Origin of the sequence: Novipirellula methanifontis (assembly GCF_052161655.1) — a bacterium.
Taxonomy (GTDB): domain Bacteria; phylum Planctomycetota; class Planctomycetia; order Pirellulales; family Pirellulaceae; genus Novipirellula.
Map to the genome: position 1 here is coordinate 5,554,812 of NZ_CP197418.1, position 16,913 is coordinate 5,571,724.

At 53.8% G+C, this 16,913-nt stretch carries 14 protein-coding genes; 11 read left to right on the top strand and 3 right to left on the bottom strand.

The features are described 5' to 3' along the window. Window positions 1-171: 171 nt before the first annotated feature. Window positions 172-369 carry a hypothetical protein gene (locus SH528x_RS20215; protein ID WP_442505261.1) on the bottom strand — a complete coding sequence of 66 codons (198 nt, stop codon included), beginning with the start codon at window positions 367-369 and terminating at the stop codon, window positions 172-174. 283 nt (window positions 370-652) lie between these two features. Between SH528x_RS20215 and gdhA the strand changes: the two genes are divergently transcribed. After that, window positions 653-1,990: an NADP-specific glutamate dehydrogenase gene (gdhA, locus tag SH528x_RS20220; protein WP_442505262.1), complete on the top strand. Its 1,338-nt coding sequence runs from the start codon at window positions 653-655 to the stop codon at window positions 1,988-1,990. Window positions 1,991-2,484: 494 nt separating this feature from the next. Here the strand turns inward: gdhA and SH528x_RS20225 are convergent, their stop codons facing one another. Next, window positions 2,485-3,963 carry a transposase gene (locus SH528x_RS20225; protein WP_442505263.1) on the bottom strand — a complete coding sequence of 493 codons (1,479 nt, stop codon included), beginning with the start codon at window positions 3,961-3,963 and terminating at the stop codon, window positions 2,485-2,487. Window positions 3,964-4,597: 634 nt separating this feature from the next. Between SH528x_RS20225 and mce the strand changes: the two genes are divergently transcribed. The 5 genes from mce to SH528x_RS20250 are packed head-to-tail and all read left to right on the top strand — an operon-like array spanning window position 4,598 to window position 10,918. Beyond that, entirely contained in the window at window positions 4,598-5,008 is a 411-nt protein-coding gene (gene mce / locus SH528x_RS20230) for a methylmalonyl-CoA epimerase (RefSeq protein ID WP_442505264.1), read from the top strand. Between the two features lie 18 nt (window positions 5,009-5,026). Continuing rightward, a complete protein-coding gene (locus tag SH528x_RS20235; RefSeq protein ID WP_442505265.1) occupies window positions 5,027-7,129 on the top strand; it encodes a methylmalonyl-CoA mutase family protein in 2,103 nt (700 codons plus the stop codon). Next, window positions 7,126-9,324: a methylmalonyl-CoA mutase gene (gene scpA, locus SH528x_RS20240; RefSeq protein ID WP_442505266.1), complete on the top strand. Its 2,199-nt coding sequence runs from the start codon at window positions 7,126-7,128 to the stop codon at window positions 9,322-9,324. The genes SH528x_RS20235 and scpA overlap by 4 nt, the downstream gene beginning before the upstream one ends. After that, entirely contained in the window at window positions 9,321-10,352 is a 1,032-nt protein-coding gene (gene meaB / locus SH528x_RS20245) for a methylmalonyl Co-A mutase-associated GTPase MeaB (protein WP_442505267.1), read from the top strand. Before scpA ends, meaB begins: the two co-directional genes overlap by 4 nt. Before the next feature lie 38 nt (window positions 10,353-10,390). Next, complete coding sequence (locus SH528x_RS20250) at window positions 10,391-10,918, top strand: gamma carbonic anhydrase family protein (protein ID WP_442505268.1); 528 nt, start codon at window positions 10,391-10,393, stop codon at window positions 10,916-10,918. Between the two features lie 218 nt (window positions 10,919-11,136). On the opposite strand, the gene SH528x_RS20255 is transcribed toward SH528x_RS20250, so the two are convergent. After that, window positions 11,137-12,615, bottom strand: a complete 1,479-nt coding sequence (locus SH528x_RS20255) for a succinate CoA transferase (protein WP_442505269.1) — start codon at window positions 12,613-12,615, stop codon at window positions 11,137-11,139. Window positions 12,616-12,934: 319 nt separating this feature from the next. Here SH528x_RS20255 and SH528x_RS20260 point away from each other — a divergent pair, with 319 nt between their 5' ends. The 5 genes from SH528x_RS20260 (at window position 12,935) to SH528x_RS20280 (ending at window position 16,791) form a co-directional block, all read left to right on the top strand. Further along, window positions 12,935-14,488, top strand: a complete 1,554-nt coding sequence (locus SH528x_RS20260; protein WP_442505270.1) for an acyl-CoA carboxylase subunit beta — start codon at window positions 12,935-12,937, stop codon at window positions 14,486-14,488. A 19-nt stretch (window positions 14,489-14,507) separates the two neighbouring features. Beyond that, complete coding sequence (locus SH528x_RS20265) at window positions 14,508-14,885, top strand: biotin/lipoyl-containing protein (protein ID WP_442505271.1); 378 nt, start codon at window positions 14,508-14,510, stop codon at window positions 14,883-14,885. Continuing rightward, on the top strand, window positions 14,885-15,304 hold the full coding sequence (locus SH528x_RS20270) for an OadG family protein (RefSeq protein ID WP_442505272.1): 420 nt from the start codon (window positions 14,885-14,887) through the stop codon (window positions 15,302-15,304). Before SH528x_RS20265 ends, SH528x_RS20270 begins: the two co-directional genes overlap by 1 nt. A gap of 18 nt (window positions 15,305-15,322) precedes the next feature. After that, window positions 15,323-16,471, top strand: coding sequence for a sodium ion-translocating decarboxylase subunit beta (locus SH528x_RS20275; RefSeq protein ID WP_442505273.1), 1,149 nt, complete (start codon window positions 15,323-15,325; stop codon window positions 16,469-16,471). Window positions 16,472-16,584: 113 nt separating this feature from the next. Next, window positions 16,585-16,791 (top strand): dodecin, encoded by a 207-nt coding sequence (locus SH528x_RS20280; RefSeq protein ID WP_442505274.1) that lies wholly within the window; start codon window positions 16,585-16,587, stop codon window positions 16,789-16,791. Window positions 16,792-16,913 lie beyond the last annotated feature (122 nt).

Below are 16,913 nucleotides of genomic sequence, written 5' to 3' on the forward strand. Positions count from 1 at the left end.
TCATTACAATCGCCACAATTGTTTCCTTCGGGGATATTGGCACACGACAATGCACACGATCTCGATTGAGAACGCAAACGTTGTTCCAACCTTGTTCGCGTGAGTCGTTTTGTTCGCGGCCCCTTGTTTGCCATTGTGCGGAACGTCTAGAACGCGTGTCGCCCGCGTTTTCTATGACGCAGTACTGTCAACACACAGCGACACACCGTGAGTTTCGGTTGACACTTGCGTCGTTAACGAGATGTGTCGCCCCTTCGTGTAGGGTAAAAATGCACCACGGCGAAAAAATATCGCCAACGATGCGAAACGGCCATCGTCCGCTTCCTGATCGTTGAGCCCGTCGCCTCGAATCGGAACGTCGATTGCCATCTTATTGCTAGCCGATTTGCCTTAGTGCTAGCTGATGGGGCGGATGGCCCCTTTCTTGTCACGTCCTCGCTGTGCCCCATGTTTCTTGAACGTGGCTGGACATGACGATCGATCGCACCAATCGATGCCGTCACGTCGACGATGCCGTCGGTTTCGAAAGGATCACCGGCATACCAGTTGCTTTTCCGCTGGGCAGAATCACTACGGCCCCGACTGGACCGCATGGTTTGAAATTCATCTGTGCCGAAACAACCTCCGACGCATCAAACTTTAAAAAGAAACTATGGATGAAAAGCTAGAGTCAGTATTTTGGAATGTCCAACAACGCAATCACGGCGAAACGGAATTCATACAAGCGGTCCGAGAAGTGTTCTCGTCGATGGGCCCCGTGTTGTCAAAGTACCCGCGTTTTGCCGATCAAAAAATCATCGAACGGATCTGCGAACCCGAACGCCAAATCATCTTTCGCGTGCCATGGCAAGATGACCAGGGCCAGGTGCATATCAACCGTGGTTTCCGTGTGCAATTCAACAGTGCTTTAGGCCCCTACAAAGGTGGTTTGCGGTTCCATCCCTCCGTCAATCTCTCGATTATTAAGTTTCTTGGGTTTGAGCAGATCTTCAAAAACGCACTCACCGGTTTACCAATCGGCGGCGGTAAAGGAGGCAGTGACTTTTGCCCCAAAGGGCGAAGCGACTCCGAAGTAATGCGGTTCTGCCAAAGTTTCATGACCGAACTCTGTCGTCATGTGGGTGAATATACCGACGTTCCGGCCGGTGACGTCGGAGTCGGCAAACGCGAGATCGGTTACCTGTTCGGGCAATACAAACGGATCAGCAATCGCTACGAGTCGGGCGTGCTGACGGGAAAAGGACTGCGTTTCGGCGGCGCACTCGTTCGCACCGAAGCTACCGGATATGGACTGGGGTATTTTGTCCAAGAGATGCTGAATGCTAGATCGCAATCACTCGACGGCAAGACCTGTATTGTCTCAGGATCAGGAAATGTCGCGATCTATGCGATCGAGAAGGTGACGCAACTTGGGGGTCGCGTGGTCGCTTGTTCCGACTCCGGCGGATACATCTACGATAAAGCGGGGATCGATCTAGCGACGTTGAAGCAAGTCAAGGAAGTGGAACGCGGGCGAATTCAGAAGTATTGCGAGGTTCGGGAAGATGCTCGGTACCAGCACGGTGGTAATATCTGGAAAACGAAATGTGACGTGGCGCTGCCGTGCGCGACGCAAAACGAATTGACAGGAAAGGATGCCGCAACGTTGCTTGAAAACGGATGCATTGCGGTTGCTGAGGGGGCGAACATGCCGACGACACCCGAAGCGATCGAGTTGTTTATCGAAGCGGACATTGCATACGCGCCTGGAAAGGCCGCCAACGCGGGCGGTGTTGCGACCAGCGCACTGGAGATGCAACAAAACGCGTCTCGTGATACGTGGTCGTTCGAATTTACCGACCGGAAATTGGCACAGATCATGAAAGACATCCATGATCGCTGCTTAGCGACGGCCGATGAGTACGGTGTGCCAGGCAACTACGCTCGCGGCGCCAACATCGCCGGCTTTACCAGCGTCGCCGAGGCAATCGAATCACTCGGGCTGATTTGACCCCCGTTTCTCAATTTGGCCATTTTTTTTTTGATCTGCGCCGCTCCGGTTATTTAATTGGAATGTAGGCGTAGCCGGCCATTTGCAAGTTGACGATGGCTGCCGAGACGGCGACTTTGACCTCGGGCGCCACTTCGTCGGGGCCTGTGCTGGGCTGCTAAACTGTGATATTGACGTCTGATATTAGCGGTGAGTTTTTCTTCCGGCCTTCACTGTAGTTACCTCTCCACCGACGAAGAAGACTGCTGATTTAGTAGCAAAGTTGATTCGTTGAGCGGATTTGGTTTGCACCGCGAACAAATTTGAGATTTTTATCCGGTAGCCCCTCTTCGCAAGCCAGTCTCGCTGGAGACAAGCTGCAGCCGATTGGCACGCGAGTTGGACTCGTTTGCGGCCCCGATCAATCTTGTTTTACCAACATCCGATCATCTTGGCGCACGAAGGCCCCTTGAGGAGTTTCGTCAGACGCCGAACATTCACCATAAAGCCTGTCATTAGTTCTGAATTTTTACTTTGGATCGTCCCCAGTACCGTGCCCTTCGACCGCATCCATGACGTACGATCTCATTGATCTTTCGCTCGATCGCGGGATGCTCTTTTCGCACCGAACGATACTCCTCCGTGCCCACGTTAGCGCGGGCTCGTTCGTACTCCGTTTCGTACTCATTTTTGGACACTCGACGGCCACGATGAGCCGTCGGTCTGAACTCTGGATAACATTGCGATAGTAGAGAACAAGTCCGACAACCCTTGAGCGAGAAGTCGTAAAACAACGAATTAGGCTTGTCTGCTTTTCGCCGTGGGGTGCCCGAGGTATGACCTGCCGGGCAGGTGACATGCTGACCATCTTCGCTTTGGAGGAACGCTGAATTGGGATAGCCTTTCCCTTCGCTGTGTTCGCTCGGCGGTGTGATCACGTCCACGGCAAGACCGTTGGGATCTTCCAGCGTTCGTAGCATCGGTCCGTTGAATCCAGCACCATCGATCGAGAGTTGCTCGATTTGATTACCGTGAACCGCGTGCTCGCGTTGCACCAAACTGATCGCGTCGTGGGCCTCGGCACCGTTGGCCGGAAGCACTTCGATTTGCGTCACCAGTCCGCTGTCGGCGTCCATCATCACGTCGAGCATGTAACCATCATAGAACTCGCCATGTTTGCCACGCCGTGCCTCGGGATCGACCACGCTAAGGGTACGGTCGCCGCTACCAGGATTCAAACAATCCGCCGTGATTTTCTCTGCCAAACTTCGCACCGCCAACAGCCGTTGCCAAGTCAATTTCTGTTCTGGATCGGGGGCTTCGGCGGGTAACCTCTGCATCCACTGGAGCATGTCCAGCACCAAATCCAAGCGAGCTTGCAAGCGGATCTCGTCGGATTCCTTTTCAGTCTCCGCTCGGATTCGCTCCGCCTCGATGTGGTATCCAGCGGCCAACTCGGCGTCGACGGACTCGATCGCTGAGAGCATCTTTTCTCTAAGTTGCGCGAGCAGTCTTAGAGTGGTGGGTACGGCGATGTTAGCCAGGACGTGGGTGGCGTCTTTTAGCCGAAGCCGATCGCGTACCACCCCGGCGTCCCGAGCAAAGGCGATCAGTCGATCGAAAATATCCTGAAATCCTTCCACTCCGAGACGCGCTCGAAAGCGGCAAATCGTGGAGGCGTCGGGCATTTCAAAACGGATAGGCACCTGGAGGAACCAACGAAATAGCAAATCCGTCTGAGCTCGGGCAACGACACCTCGGTCAGAGAGCCGGCAGGTATAGCGAAGAAACTCCAGCTTGAGCATATGAATGACAGGCAGAGCTGGTTGCCCCATGTTCGGAACATAATACTTTTCAAGGTCGCCGCGGAACGACTCCCAGGGGATCAACTGCAAAGCATCCAGTAACGGCGAGTCGCCCCGAATAACTCGTGCGTAAATGGCTAGGTCCTCGGCTGAAATTTCCAGCAGAAAATCACGGTCTCGTGTGATCATTCTTTGTTTCTTCTAGCACCTCACTCTTGCGTCCAAAGGGGGGATTCAATGGGGAATTATATGCACGCCGCAAAAACGAGGGAATGACTAAATCAGCAGTCTCCGAAGTCGGGGGAGAGGTGGCAGAAAAATTGCGCAACCAAATATCACGACGACACCAAAGTTCTAGCAGTTCGTGGCCTGTGACCGCCTTGCCGCGTTGCCCGATACCAGCGGAACCACCGCTGGCCCGGATATTGCATAACCCGAAGCGTAAGCGAGAGAACCTTCGCAAATTCGCTCGCTAACGCGTCGGGTTATGATTTTGATTTTGCACATCTCGGCTTACTTCGTGGTGGCGATTAGCGAGAAGTGTCTGTATTGGTGTGATTCGTGGCTCACTCTATCACGCGGAATTTGCCACAAATAACACGAATTTGCACGAATCGGTTGCTGATGTTCGAGGCCACGCTGGCATGCGTTATAGATGCGGCACTCGACATCCACCCTGACGTAGCTGTCGCCTTTACAAACCGTGGCGCAACGCCACAATCCATCATGAATTAACTGCTTAACTCCGCGTTGCACCGGATGTGATTCACTGCGACACACTGGGCGTATCTGCACACCAATACCGCACACTAGGATAAAAAAAATGACACCTGTCAAATCGCTCAATCACATCGGCATTGCCGTTCGATCTTTGGAGGATCAGAAGGCCTTTTATGGCGACACTTTGGGCGCCGAATTCGAGGGCATTGAAGACGTCCCGTCTCAGAAGGTGAAAGTCGCTTTTTACAAATTGAACGACGTTAGATTGGAGTTGTTAGAGCCGACGGACCCCGAAAGCCCGATTGCCAAGTTCATTGAAAAACGCGGCGAAGGTCTGCATCACATGGCGTTCACCGTCGACGATTTGCAGTCGCGAATTGATGAACTTAAGAACGAAGGTTTGCGAATGATTGACGAGACGCCCAGGCCAGGGGCACACCATATGCAGATCGCGTTCATTCATCCTAAGAGTAGTGGCGGCGTGCTCACAGAATTATGCCAACCTCCTCAGTGAGAAAAATAAGAACGATCAATGAATGAGACCTCTTTTAAAATTGCAGATGACTTTCCTCCCGTTGACTATCAAACCTGGCGTGATTCCGTCGAAGCCGACCTAAAAGGCGTTCCCTTTGAACGCAAGTTAGTTTCACACACCTACGAAGGCATTGATATCCAACCGGTTTACACGTTGGCCGATCAATTGGATGGCTACGATCCGTCTGGATTCCCTGGCATAGCACGGCTGATTCGTGGTTCCCGTCCATTGGGTCATGTGCTTAGCGGAGTTGATCTGCGACAAGAACACGCTCACCCGGATCTGGAAGTCAGCAACCAGGTCATTTTAAGTGACTTGCAGGGTGGCGTGACTTCGTTGCAGCTACGACTGGATCGGGCAACCCGTTGCGGATCCGATTATCGCGATGCCGAAGCCGCATCCTTTGTCGGTGACGATGGAATGATGGCGTACAGTGTCGATGATTTTGCAGCGGCACTCAAAGGCGTTCAGCTACCATTAGTGGACCTTGCCTTGGACGCTGGTTCCGCCTTTGTCCCCGCCGCAGCAACACTGGTTGCACTTTGGAATCGCAGCGACATTGCACCCGAAATCGCTCGCGGTGCTTTTAATGCCGACCCGCTGCAAACCTTAGCTGCCGAAGGTCAATTGCCGACCGATGCTGACACGGCACTCGCCGACATGGCTTCACTTGCGTCGTGGACATCAAAGACACTGCCCAAGGTGACTGCCGTTAGCGTCGATACTTCGCCGTATCACGACTCCGGTGCGACAGCTGCGGAAGACATCGCGTTTGCTATGTCTACGGCGGTGCAATATCTGCGAGCGATGACCGATGCCGGCATGTCGATCGACGATGCGGCGAATCAAATCCTGTTTCGGTTCAGTCTGGGGACACATCATTTCTTGGCGATTGCCAAGTTGCGAGCCGCTCGGCAGATGTGGTCTCGAATCTTGGAAGCCAGCGGCGCTACGCACGTCGGGATGAAGATTCATGCCCGTACGGGCAACCGTGTCATGACTCAGCGGGACCCCTACGTCAATCTGCTGCGAAACTCCGTAAGCGTCTTCGCTGCATTGATTGGCGGCGTCGACTCGATCACGTCGTTACCGTTTGATCATGCTGCAGGACTGCCCGACAATTTCAGTCGCCGAATCGCACGCAATACTGTCCTGATTCTGCAAGAGGAATCACACTTGCACCGAGTCATGGATCCGGCGGGTGGCAGTTGGTTCTTGGAAAAACTGACCTCCGAAATAGCAGCGAAGGCTTGGGAAATTTTCCAAGAGATCGAAGGACAAGGCGGCATGCTGTCGGCGCTGAAGTCAAACAGGGTGGCTGACTTGATCGACAATGCATACGCACCGCGCGCAAAAGACATTGCCAAACGTAAAGAAGGAATTACGGGCGTTAGTGAGTTCCCCAACCTGCGTGAAGAAAGTGTTCAGCATCCGCCGCCGGATATGCAATCGCTGCGGAATGCGGTCAATCTGCGGCATCAATCCGAACCAGAATCGGCGTCACCCGTCAAGCCAATCAACCGCGATGCGGGTTTGTTGCCGGCATGTGTGGCGATGGCTCAGTCCGGTGCTTCGATTGGACAGATTGGAAAAGCCTTGGGTTTTGAGCCAGGAAAGACGTCCGTCAACCCCATCGAAGCTCACGCTTTCGCTCAGCCGTTTGAAGAGTTGCGTGACGCCAGCGACGCGTGGATGGAAGCCAACGGCAAACGGCCTCAAATCTTTTCCGCCAACATTGGCCCGGTCGCCCACTTCAACGCTCGGGCTACCTACGCCAAGAACTTCTTCGAGGCAGGCGGTTTCGAAATGCTCGAAAACGAAGGGTTTGCCGACGCTGCGACTGCGGCCGAAGCATTCGCACAGTCCGGCACAGATGTTGCCGTGATCTGTTCGTCTGACAAATTGTATGCGGACTTAGCTGGGTCAGTTGCCACGGCACTGAAAGCTGCCGGTGCGAATAAGGTTATTTTGGCCGGACATCCCGGCGAGAACGAAGCGGCTTGGAAGTCCGCTGGCGTTGACGAATTCATTTACATCAAGTGCGACGTGCTGGGCACGCTCCGCAAACTATTGCGAGATCAAGAGGTGCTGGCATCATGAGTACGATCCCTAACTTTACCGACATTCCCCTCTATACCACGCCCCAAACACAGCAGGCCGATTCAGGGAAATCCGCTTGGACAAAAGCAATCGGCGGTGACGCCGGACGATTACGCTGGGAAACCGCGGAACAGATTCCAATCGAAGGACTCTACAGTGCCGACGACCTGAAAGACGTCGACCACCTGGAAACGATGCCCGGGTTCGCCCCGTTCCTTCGTGGCCCGTATGCGACGATGTATGTCATGCGTCCATGGACGGTCAGGCAATATGCAGGGTTCTCCACAGCCAAGGAGTCCAATGCTTTCTATCGTCGCAACTTGGCAGCCGGCCAAAAAGGTCTGTCCATTGCGTTCGACCTCGCGACCCACCGCGGTTACGACAGCGATCATCCACGTGTTGCCGGCGATGTCGGCATGGCGGGTGTCGCGATCGACAGCATCTATGACATGCGAACTCTGTTTGACGGAATTCCGTTGGACAAAATGAGCGTTTCGATGACGATGAATGGCGCAGTATTGCCTGTGATGGCGCTGTACATCGTCGCTGCGGAAGAACAGGGTGTTGCGCCTGCGGATTTGTCGGGAACCATTCAGAATGACATCCTGAAAGAGTTCATGGTGCGGAACACGTATATCTATCCGCCCGAACCCAGCATTCGTATCATCGCTGACATTTTCAGTTACACCAGTCGATTGATGCCGCGATTCAACAGCATCAGTATCAGCGGCTACCACATGCAGGAAGCTGGCGCGACGGCCGACTTGGAACTAGCGTACACGCTGGCCGATGGGTTGGAATATGTCAAAACCGGAATCAAAGCCAATATGGATGTTGATTCGTTTTGCCCGCGACTGTCGTTCTTTTGGGGCATCGGCATGAATTATTTCATGGAAGTGGCCAAGATGCGAGCCGCTCGGATGATTTGGGCAAAGTTGATCAAGCAATTTGATCCAAAACTTCCCAAGAGCCTATCGCTGCGAACGCACAGCCAAACCAGCGGTTGGAGTTTAGTGGCTCAGGACGTTTACAACAACGTCGTCCGTACCTGTGTCGAAGCCATGGCGGCCACGCACGGGCACACTCAATCGTTGCACACCAATGCGCTTGATGAAGCGATCGCGCTGCCGACCGACTTCTCAGCTCGCATTGCCCGCAACACTCAATTGTTCCTGCAACAAGAAACCGATACCTGCAGCGTCGTCGACGCATGGGGCGGCAGCTACTTCGTTGAAAAGCTGACTCACGACTTGGCTCAGCGGGCTTGGCATCATCTGGCCGAAGTCGAGGAAGCCGGCGGAATGACGGCAGCGATTCAGGCTGGCATTCCCAAGATGCGAATCGAAGAAGCCGCCGCTCGTACGCAGGCGAGGATCGATTCAGGATTCCAGCCAGTGATCGGCATGAACAAGTACCGTCTGGCAAAAGAAGACGATCTGAAGGTACATTCGGTTGACAACACGGCGGTGCGTGAAGCTCAGGTTGAAAGCTTAAAGCGTCTTCGTGAAGATCGTGATCAATCCGAAGTCGACGCTTCACTAGCCGCCCTCAAGGCGGCCGCCGAAAGCGGCGAAGGCAACTTGCTTGAAATTGCAGTTACGGCGGCTCGGGCCAAAGCGACGGTGGGTGAAATGAGTACAGCACTCGAAGATGTTTACGGGCGTTACGAAGCCCCGGTATCAGCGGTTCGAGGTGTTTACGCAAGCGAAACAAAAGGCAGCAAAGCGGTGGCAACCGTCGAACGCATGGTAGCGGCGTTTGAGAAGGCGGAAGGTCGCCGGCCTCGAATCTTGGTCGCCAAAATGGGACAAGACGGGCACGATCGCGGCCAGAAAGTGATTGCGTCCGCGTTCGCGGATCTCGGATTCGATGTCGACATCGGCTCGCTATTCCGAACGCCCGCTGAAACTGCCAAGCAAGCGGTCGAAAATGACGTTCACATCGTCGGTGTCAGTTCTCTTGCAGCTGGACACCTAACGCTGGTGCCGCAGCTTCGCGATGAACTCGCCAAACTTGGTCGTGAAGACATCATGATTGTCGCTGGCGGTGTGATTCCGCCCCAAGACTACCAAACGCTATACGACGCTGGCGCGACCGCGGTCTTTGGCCCAGGAACGGTGATCAGCGATGCAGCGGTTTCACTGATTCGCAAGCTATCCGATCAACTGGACCTTGCAATCCCAACGACCGCATGACCGAGCCATCGCTACCGCCGCGTTTGCCACCCGCACCCCGTCGCAGGGTGCTGACTGCGGACGACTACTTCGATGGTGTCGTGCAAGGAAACCTAGCGATGTTGGCCCGCGCCTTCACGCTGGTGGAATCGAGTGCGGCAAAGCATCATACGATCGCCGAAGAGCTGCTGACTCGGTTGATGCCGCACAGCGGCACGGGACTTCGAATTGGCATCACTGGAGCACCCGGCGCGGGAAAAAGTACATTTATCGAAGCATTGGGACTTTTGCTGGTTCAGCAGCACGGATTCCGGGTCGCTGTATTAGCCGTGGATCCATCGAGCGGCGTGACCGGTGGCAGCATCCTGGGCGACAAAACACGGATGGGACGCTTGGCCGCTGAGGAAAATGCGTTCATTCGGCCGTCGCCTTCCGCTGGGACCCTTGGCGGCGTCGCCAACAAGACGCGTGAGTGCATGTTGGTGGCAGAAGCCGCAGGCTTTGACGTCGTCCTCGTGGAAACGGTCGGCGTCGGGCAATCGGAAACCATGGTCGCTGAGATGACGGACTGTTTCCTTGGATTGATGCTGCCTGGCGCAGGCGATGAGCTGCAGGGCATTAAACGAGGGCTGCTCGAATTGCTGGACGTGATCGCGGTGAACAAAGCGGACGGCAAGAACGCCGAAGCAGCCGCGCTTGCCGCCCGCCAGTACCACAACGCGCTTGATTCGCTTTCGGGGCGTCAATCATCGGAAACTCCCACGATCATGACTTGCAGTGCGCTGGCCAAGACTGGGATCGATGGGGTTTGGGATGCGGTCCAGTCCAAGTGCGACGCGAGGCGGAAAAGCGGAGCGTTTCGTCGACGTCGCAAAGAGCAGAACCTGCGTTGGTTGTGGGCCATTGTTGAAGACCAACTGCGTCAAGCACTGCACACGCACCCCGGGGTGCAGGAAATCTGCAAGGATGTAGAAAACCAAGTCTTGGCTGGCACCATGCCGCCAGCCGTAGGTGCTCGCCGATTGATGGACGTGATCATCAAAACGTAGCAATGGCACGATTACTGGCACAGCAAAAGGAAAAAACGATGAGTATTGTCAAGTCTGTTCGGGGATTCACGCCCCAGTTTGGTGACAACTGTTTCCTGGCCGATAATGCAGTCGTCGTCGGCGATGTCGTAATGGGGAATGACTGTTCGGTTTGGTTTAATACCGTCTTGCGAGGCGACGTTAATTCCATTCGCATCGGAAACAAGGTCAACATCCAAGACGGCAGCGTCCTGCATACGTTGTATCAAAAATCGGTGGTCGAAATCGCGGACAATGTCTCGATTGGACACAACGTTTGCGTGCACGGTGCACGGATCGATCAAAACTGCTTGATCGGTATCGGTTCCGTAATTTTGGATCACGTACATGTCGGCGAAGGATCGATTGTTGGCGCCGGATCGGTGGTACTACAGGGCACTCAAATCGAACCGGGCAGCCTGTACGCGGGCACTCCAGCGCGTCGGATCAAAGACGTCGATCCCGCCCAAGCGAAAGAGATGATCGAAAAAATCGCAAACAATTACGTCATGTACGCAAGTTGGTTCCAAGAGGCTGAAACCCACTAAGCAGGAGTCTTTCAGTATTTTGGCCGTTTTGGCGTTAGCCACGGTTCGGGCGTTCAACCGGGGCTAGTGCCCAAACGTCTATCGTGACTGTTGGCGGTTTTGGCACTAGCCACCGTTCCGTTGCCCAACAATACGCCCCCTCAAAAAGCACGCACCGAAACCGGGGCTAGCGCCCAAACGGCTAACGGGATTTAACCCAATGATTCTTGCCTACCTGCTTAACCCAGCATGTCACCCGTTTCGATCAAACGTTGGTGCAAATCGAAGCAGTGCTTCAAGTCGTGGTTGATGTGTCCGGGTTTGCAATTGGCCATGTACTGATGCATGTATTCGCGGTACATCGGATGAACGCAATGGTCAACAATCCGCAGGGCTCGTTGATGCGGTGCCAGCCCTCGCAGATCGGCAAGCCCCTGTTCGGTCACTAACACTTGGACGGTGTGTTCGTTGTGGTCGACGTGGCTGCACATCGGCACGATCGTCGAAATTTTTCCACCCTTGGCGATCGATGGGCAGACAAAGATCGACAAGTAGGAATTGCGAGCGAAGTCGCCACTTCCGCCGATGCCATTCATGACGTTCTGGCCGACAACGTGTGTTGAATTGACGTGACCGTAAATGTCAGCCTCCAGCGCTGTGTTCAGCGCGATGACGCCCAATTGACGGATGATCGCTGGGTTGTTGGAAATTTCTTGTGGCCTCAGCACAATTCGATCTTTGTAGAAATCGATGTCATCAACGATCTCTTGGATTTGTTCCGGAAGCACCGTCAATCCGCATGAACTCGCGCCAAGCAATCTTCCGCTTCGCATCAGCTTGAATGGACTAGGCTGCAAGACTTCCGAATACATGTAGAAATTAGGAATGTCGGGACTTGCGCCGATCCCCTCGAATACAGCGTTGGCAACGTTTCCAACGCCACTTTGCAGCGGCAAAAATTCCGCAGGAATCCGCCCCGCCTTCAATTCATCGCGTAAGAAATCGACGACATATCCGGCGATCCTTTGGCTCAGTTCATCGGGTGCCGCAAAGCCGCCCACTTCGTCGGCCTGATTGGTTTCAACAATTCCGACAATCTTATTGGGATCGATCTGTACATACGGTTTCCCGATACGCTGCATTGGATGATCAAGGCTCAGTGCGCAACGGTGGGGTGGCGGGGCGGGCAACACAATGTCAGCCATATCACCAATCTTGCGTGATTGCCCTCGATTGAGTTCGATAATCACCTTACCGGCTTGAGTCAGAAAGGTTGGTGAAGCGCCAATCGAAGTGCTAAGGAAGACCTTCCCATCGGCGGTAACCTCCGTCGCCTCGACAATTGCTATATCGATATCGCCAAAGTGCCCAAACAAAACCGATTGCGGCAAGTGCGACAAATGCATGTCAACAAAGTCGACTTCCCCTGCGTTAATTTTCTGTCGCAGAGCACGCGACGACTGATACGGTGCCCGCCATGAAATTGCGTCAGCTTCCGCCAATCGGTCGTCTAGATTGGCTCCGGTGGAAGCACCGGTCAACAAACGTATTTGGAATGCTTCGCCAGCATCATGCAGTCGCTTCGCTCGTGCCGCCAATGCGACTGGGACTGCCTTTACCGATCCGGCGGGCGTGAAACCACTGGTGGCAACAAGATCACCGCTGGCAATCATTCCTGCCGCTTCCTCTGGCGAAAGACTAGCGTAGTTGGACGTCATTATCGTTTCTCTGGTAAGCGGCTTGGTGTGTGCGTATGCGGACACAGGTCCTGAAAGAGGGCACTTCCGCACGCATTGTAAAACGTGATTACATGCCAACGTTTTATTTTCAATACGAATGCGAATCTTACGGCATCTTTTCGCGACGTACATGTCACTACAGCATAAAAGTATTACATGAACAACATTCTTTCTCACATGGCAAATGTCGATCGTGACAAGGCATCGCGTAATCGGTAAGCTTTTAAGACGACGAGTGGTATGACGTGAAATCGAATTACCGACATTGCAAATCAGCAAGGTAACCTGACGACTTTTTATGACTATCAAAAAAGAACTTCTCGAACGACTCGAAGAGCAACGCAAGTCATCTCTTGCTGGCGGCGGTGAAGCCCGAATTGAAAAGCATCATGCCAAAGGTGCAATGACGGCGCGCGAGCGATTCGCTGGACTGTTTGAACCCGGAACGTTTCTTGAATGGGGCATGCACGTACAGCATGGCTGTCATGATTTCGGAATGGAAAAGAAAACGTTGCCCGGTGATGGTGTGATCACGGGCGTGGGGCAAATTGGCGGTCGCGCTGTCGCTGGTTTCTCGCAAGATTTCACGGTGGGCGGGGGCGCTTTGGGACAACGTCACGCCAAAAAGATCTGCGACATGATGGACTACGCCGCCGATTGCGGTTTGCCATTTGTGGCCATCAACGATTCTGGTGGAGCCAGAATCCAAGAAGGCGTGGATTCGCTTTCAGGATACGGACAAGTTTTTTACCGTAACGTCCAGCTGTCTGGGTTGGTGCCACAAATCGCAATCATCGCGGGCAGTTGTGCTGGCGGGGCAGCGTATTCACCTGCGCTGATGGACTTTTTGATCATGACTCGCAATAACGCCAGCATGTTCATCTGTGGACCCGCGGTCATTAAGGCGGCCACGGGCGTCGAAACGACAATGGAAGAAATTGGTGGCGCGGCTGCCAATGCTACGATCAGCGGCAATGTTCACTTTGTTGCCGAGAACGACGCCCACGCATTGGAATTGGTCAAAGACCTGCTCTCGTATTTGCCGTCGAACAACTTGGACAACCCACCGCATCGTCTTGTTGAAAACATCTCGATGGAAGCGGACCCAGTGATGAATGACCTTGTCCCCGAGGATGCTCGCGGGATGCTGGACATGATTCCCATCATTGAGCGGATTTTTGATGACGGTAAATTCCTGCAAGTTCACGAACTTTACGCGACCAGTCTGATGGTTGGGTTCGCTCGCTTAGATGGCATTGTCGTTGGCGTGATCGCAAATCAACCCAAGGTCAAAGCGGGTACGTTGGACATTGATGCATCGGACAAGGGTGCTCGGTTTATCAGGTTTTGTAACGCGTTCAACATTCCATTAGTGACCCTGGTCGACGTGCCTGGCTTCTTGCCTGGTGTTCAGCAAGAACAAGGCGGCATTATTCGCCACGGTGCGAAGATGTTGTTCGCCTACAGTGCAGCAACGGTTCCTAAAATCACTCTCATTATTCGCAAAGCGTACGGTGGTGCCTACTTGGCTATGTGTAGTCGCGACTTAGGTGCCGACGCTGTCTATGCTTGGCCTACCGCAGAAATCGCCGTGATGGGTGCTGATGGTGCAACCAACGTTTTGTATCGGCGAGAGATCGAAGCCGCCGAAGACAGCAAACAGAAACGGGCTGAATTGGTCAAAGAATATCACGACCAGTTTGCATCACCCTACATGGCGGCATCTCGCGGCATGATCACCGATGTGATCGAGCCCGCGATGAGCCGCGCTACTCTATCGTTAGCACTTCGCAATACTCTTCAGAAGAGCGAAACCCGTCCACCCAAAAAGCACGGTTTGATCCCGCTGTAAGCAACAGGAACTTAAACGTATGAAGAAGCTGAGAATCACCGTTGACGGAAAACCTTACGAGGTGACTGTTGAACAATTGGACGTTAATGAGTCCGCACGCCCGCAAACCGGCGCGATCCCTGGTCCTGCGCCTGTAGCGGCGCCGCCGGTAAAGCGGGCCGATACGCCAAGACCGGTCTTGCAAGCCGGTGCGATCTCTAGCCCCATGGCCGGTGTCGTTTTGTCGGTTGCAGTTCAAAAAGGCGAAGGCGTTGTCCGAGATCAAGTCTTGCTGATTTTGGAAGCGATGAAAATGGAAAACCAAATTGTCGCGCCGGCCGATGCCACCGTCGCCAATGTGCACGTCGAGGCAGGCGATTCGGTAACCGAAGGCCATTTGCTAGTGGAACTGGAATAATGCTTGGCAAATTTAGTTTCGAACCGCTTTTTCACGAAACCGGCATTCCACTGGCCATCATGGGCATGCTGGTGGTGTTTGTGGCGCTCAGTATTCTGATAGCGATCATTTCCGCGATGCCGCGGGTGATTGAAATCCTCGAAAACAAGGCGTCAAAGAAAAAAGCTAAATCGCAGAGCAGTCGAAATCCGGCTTCATCTGAAAAAGCTCTCGCGATTGCGCCGTCACCCAGCGAACCAGAATTTCAGTCTGATCTGCCACTCGAACTAATCGCGGTCATCGCGGCGGCAGCAGAGTTTGAACTTGGTCCCGTCCGTGTCGTGCGAATGCGACCGTTGACGCCATCCGAACTTGCATGGACGCTTGAAGGTCGCTTGCGGCACCACGCGTCGCACCGCTTGCAGCCTAGAAACCGCTAAACCGAAATAACCTGATCTATGAACGCGTTTGAGTTCTTGACGTCGAAAGCTAGCCAGCTATTTCACACGACCGCATTTCCCAATTTAGAAATTGGGAACGCGATCATGATCGTGATCGGGCTAATTTTTGTTTACTTGGCAATCGCTAAAGAATACGAGCCGCTGCTGTTGGTTCCGATCGGCTTTGGGATCGTCGTTGGCAATATTCCCGCCGTGCAGGGAATGCCGCTTAGCGTTTACGACGAAGGCAGCGTGCTTCGGTTTCTGTATTTCGGCGTTGAAAAGGGTGTGTATCCGCCGCTGATCTTTTTAGGGATCGGTGCAATGACCGACTTTTCAACGATGTTGTCCAACCCCAAGTTGATCTTGCTTGGTGCGGCTGCTCAGATCGGCGTTTTTGGGACTTTCCTAGGCGCGCTGATGCTGGGATTTGACCCACATGAAGCTGGCGCAATCGGAATCATCGGGGGCGCAGACGGCCCGACTGCGATTTTCCTGTCGTCACGACTCGCCCCTCATCTACTCGGTGCAATCGCCATTGCGGCTTATTCATACATGGCGTTAGTTCCAGTAATCCAGCCTCCGATCATGAAGCTGTTGACGACCAAAGAAGAACGACTGATTCGAATGCCACCGTCGCGAACCGTTTCGACTCGCGAACGGATTCTGTTTCCGATCATCGGTTTCCTTGTTTGTACGATGCTTGCACCTGGTGCGATCGTCCTAATCGGTATGCTTTTTTTTGGAAACCTTCTAAAGGAATGCACGGTCACGGATCGATTGGCCACTACGGCCCGCACAGCCATGATCGACGTCGTGACGATCTTGCTGGGATTCTGCGTCGGTGCAAGCACGAGCGCCCCTTACTTTTTAAAACAGGAATCGATTCTAATCTTCGTGCTCGGTGCATTGGCATTCTCCGTTGCAACGGCTAGTGGAGTATTGTTCGCAAAGTTCATGAACCTGTTCTTGCATACGAAGATCAATCCACTGTTGGGTGCTGCTGGTGTTTCCGCCGTTCCCGATTCAGCGAGAGTCGTTCACATGGTGGGACGCGAAGCCGATCCACAAAACTTTTTGTTGATGCACGCCATGGCCCCGAACGTTGCCGGCGTGATCGGTTCCGCAATTGCAGCCGGCGTGCTGTGGTCGCAATTGGCGAACTAACCTATCTATCGCTGGAATTCGACTTTCCAGCTAGGAACTCAAAGAAACCCGTATTCAGAATTAATATTCTTTAGCAACGCTTTGTCACCATCTCCGCATCAAAGGAAATTCGCATGCCTCATCACACCTACAAGAAGATTGAGATCGTCGGCACGTCAACAGTCTCAATGGAAGACGCCGTCAATAATGCAGTCGCACAAGCATCGGGATCGGTCCGAGGACTGAGCTGGTTCGAGGTCGTTGAGACTCGTGGAACGATCGCCGAGGGCAAGGTCTCGCATTGGCAAGTCACCGTGAAGATCGGATTTACGATCGACTGAGTTCTGGTTAGTCGCGGGAGTTGGTGTGCCAGCGTCAATCTGAATCGCTCGCCGGTAGCGAGGTCGCCCCCTCACGCCAACTTCGAAACTGCTGCGTTAAGCAGGTCGTTCGTTATATACCG

Bases quoted from the DNA above. Each gene is read 5' to 3' on its own strand.
- SH528x_RS20280 (WP_442505274.1), top strand. From the start codon at position 16,585: ATGCCTCATCACACCTACAAGAAGATTGAGATCGTCGGCACGTCAACA.
- SH528x_RS20265 (WP_442505271.1), top strand. From the start codon at position 14,508: ATGAAGAAGCTGAGAATCACCGTTGACGGAAAACCTTACGAGGTGACT.
- SH528x_RS20260 (WP_442505270.1), top strand. From the start codon at position 12,935: ATGACTATCAAAAAAGAACTTCTCGAACGACTCGAAGAGCAACGCAAG.
- SH528x_RS20275 (WP_442505273.1), top strand. From the start codon at position 15,323: ATGAACGCGTTTGAGTTCTTGACGTCGAAAGCTAGCCAGCTATTTCAC.
- SH528x_RS20235 (WP_442505265.1), top strand. From the start codon at position 5,027: ATGAATGAGACCTCTTTTAAAATTGCAGATGACTTTCCTCCCGTTGAC.
- SH528x_RS20270 (WP_442505272.1), top strand. From the start codon at position 14,885: ATGCTTGGCAAATTTAGTTTCGAACCGCTTTTTCACGAAACCGGCATT.
- scpA (WP_442505266.1), top strand. From the start codon at position 7,126: ATGAGTACGATCCCTAACTTTACCGACATTCCCCTCTATACCACGCCC.
- mce (WP_442505264.1), top strand. From the start codon at position 4,598: ATGACACCTGTCAAATCGCTCAATCACATCGGCATTGCCGTTCGATCT.
- SH528x_RS20215 (WP_442505261.1), bottom strand. From the start codon at position 369: ATGGCAATCGACGTTCCGATTCGAGGCGACGGGCTCAACGATCAGGAA.
- SH528x_RS20250 (WP_442505268.1), top strand. From the start codon at position 10,391: ATGAGTATTGTCAAGTCTGTTCGGGGATTCACGCCCCAGTTTGGTGAC.
- SH528x_RS20225 (WP_442505263.1), bottom strand. From the start codon at position 3,963: ATGATCACACGAGACCGTGATTTTCTGCTGGAAATTTCAGCCGAGGAC.
- gdhA (WP_442505262.1), top strand. From the start codon at position 653: ATGGATGAAAAGCTAGAGTCAGTATTTTGGAATGTCCAACAACGCAAT.
- SH528x_RS20255 (WP_442505269.1), bottom strand. From the start codon at position 12,615: ATGACGTCCAACTACGCTAGTCTTTCGCCAGAGGAAGCGGCAGGAATG.
- meaB (WP_442505267.1), top strand. From the start codon at position 9,321: ATGACCGAGCCATCGCTACCGCCGCGTTTGCCACCCGCACCCCGTCGC.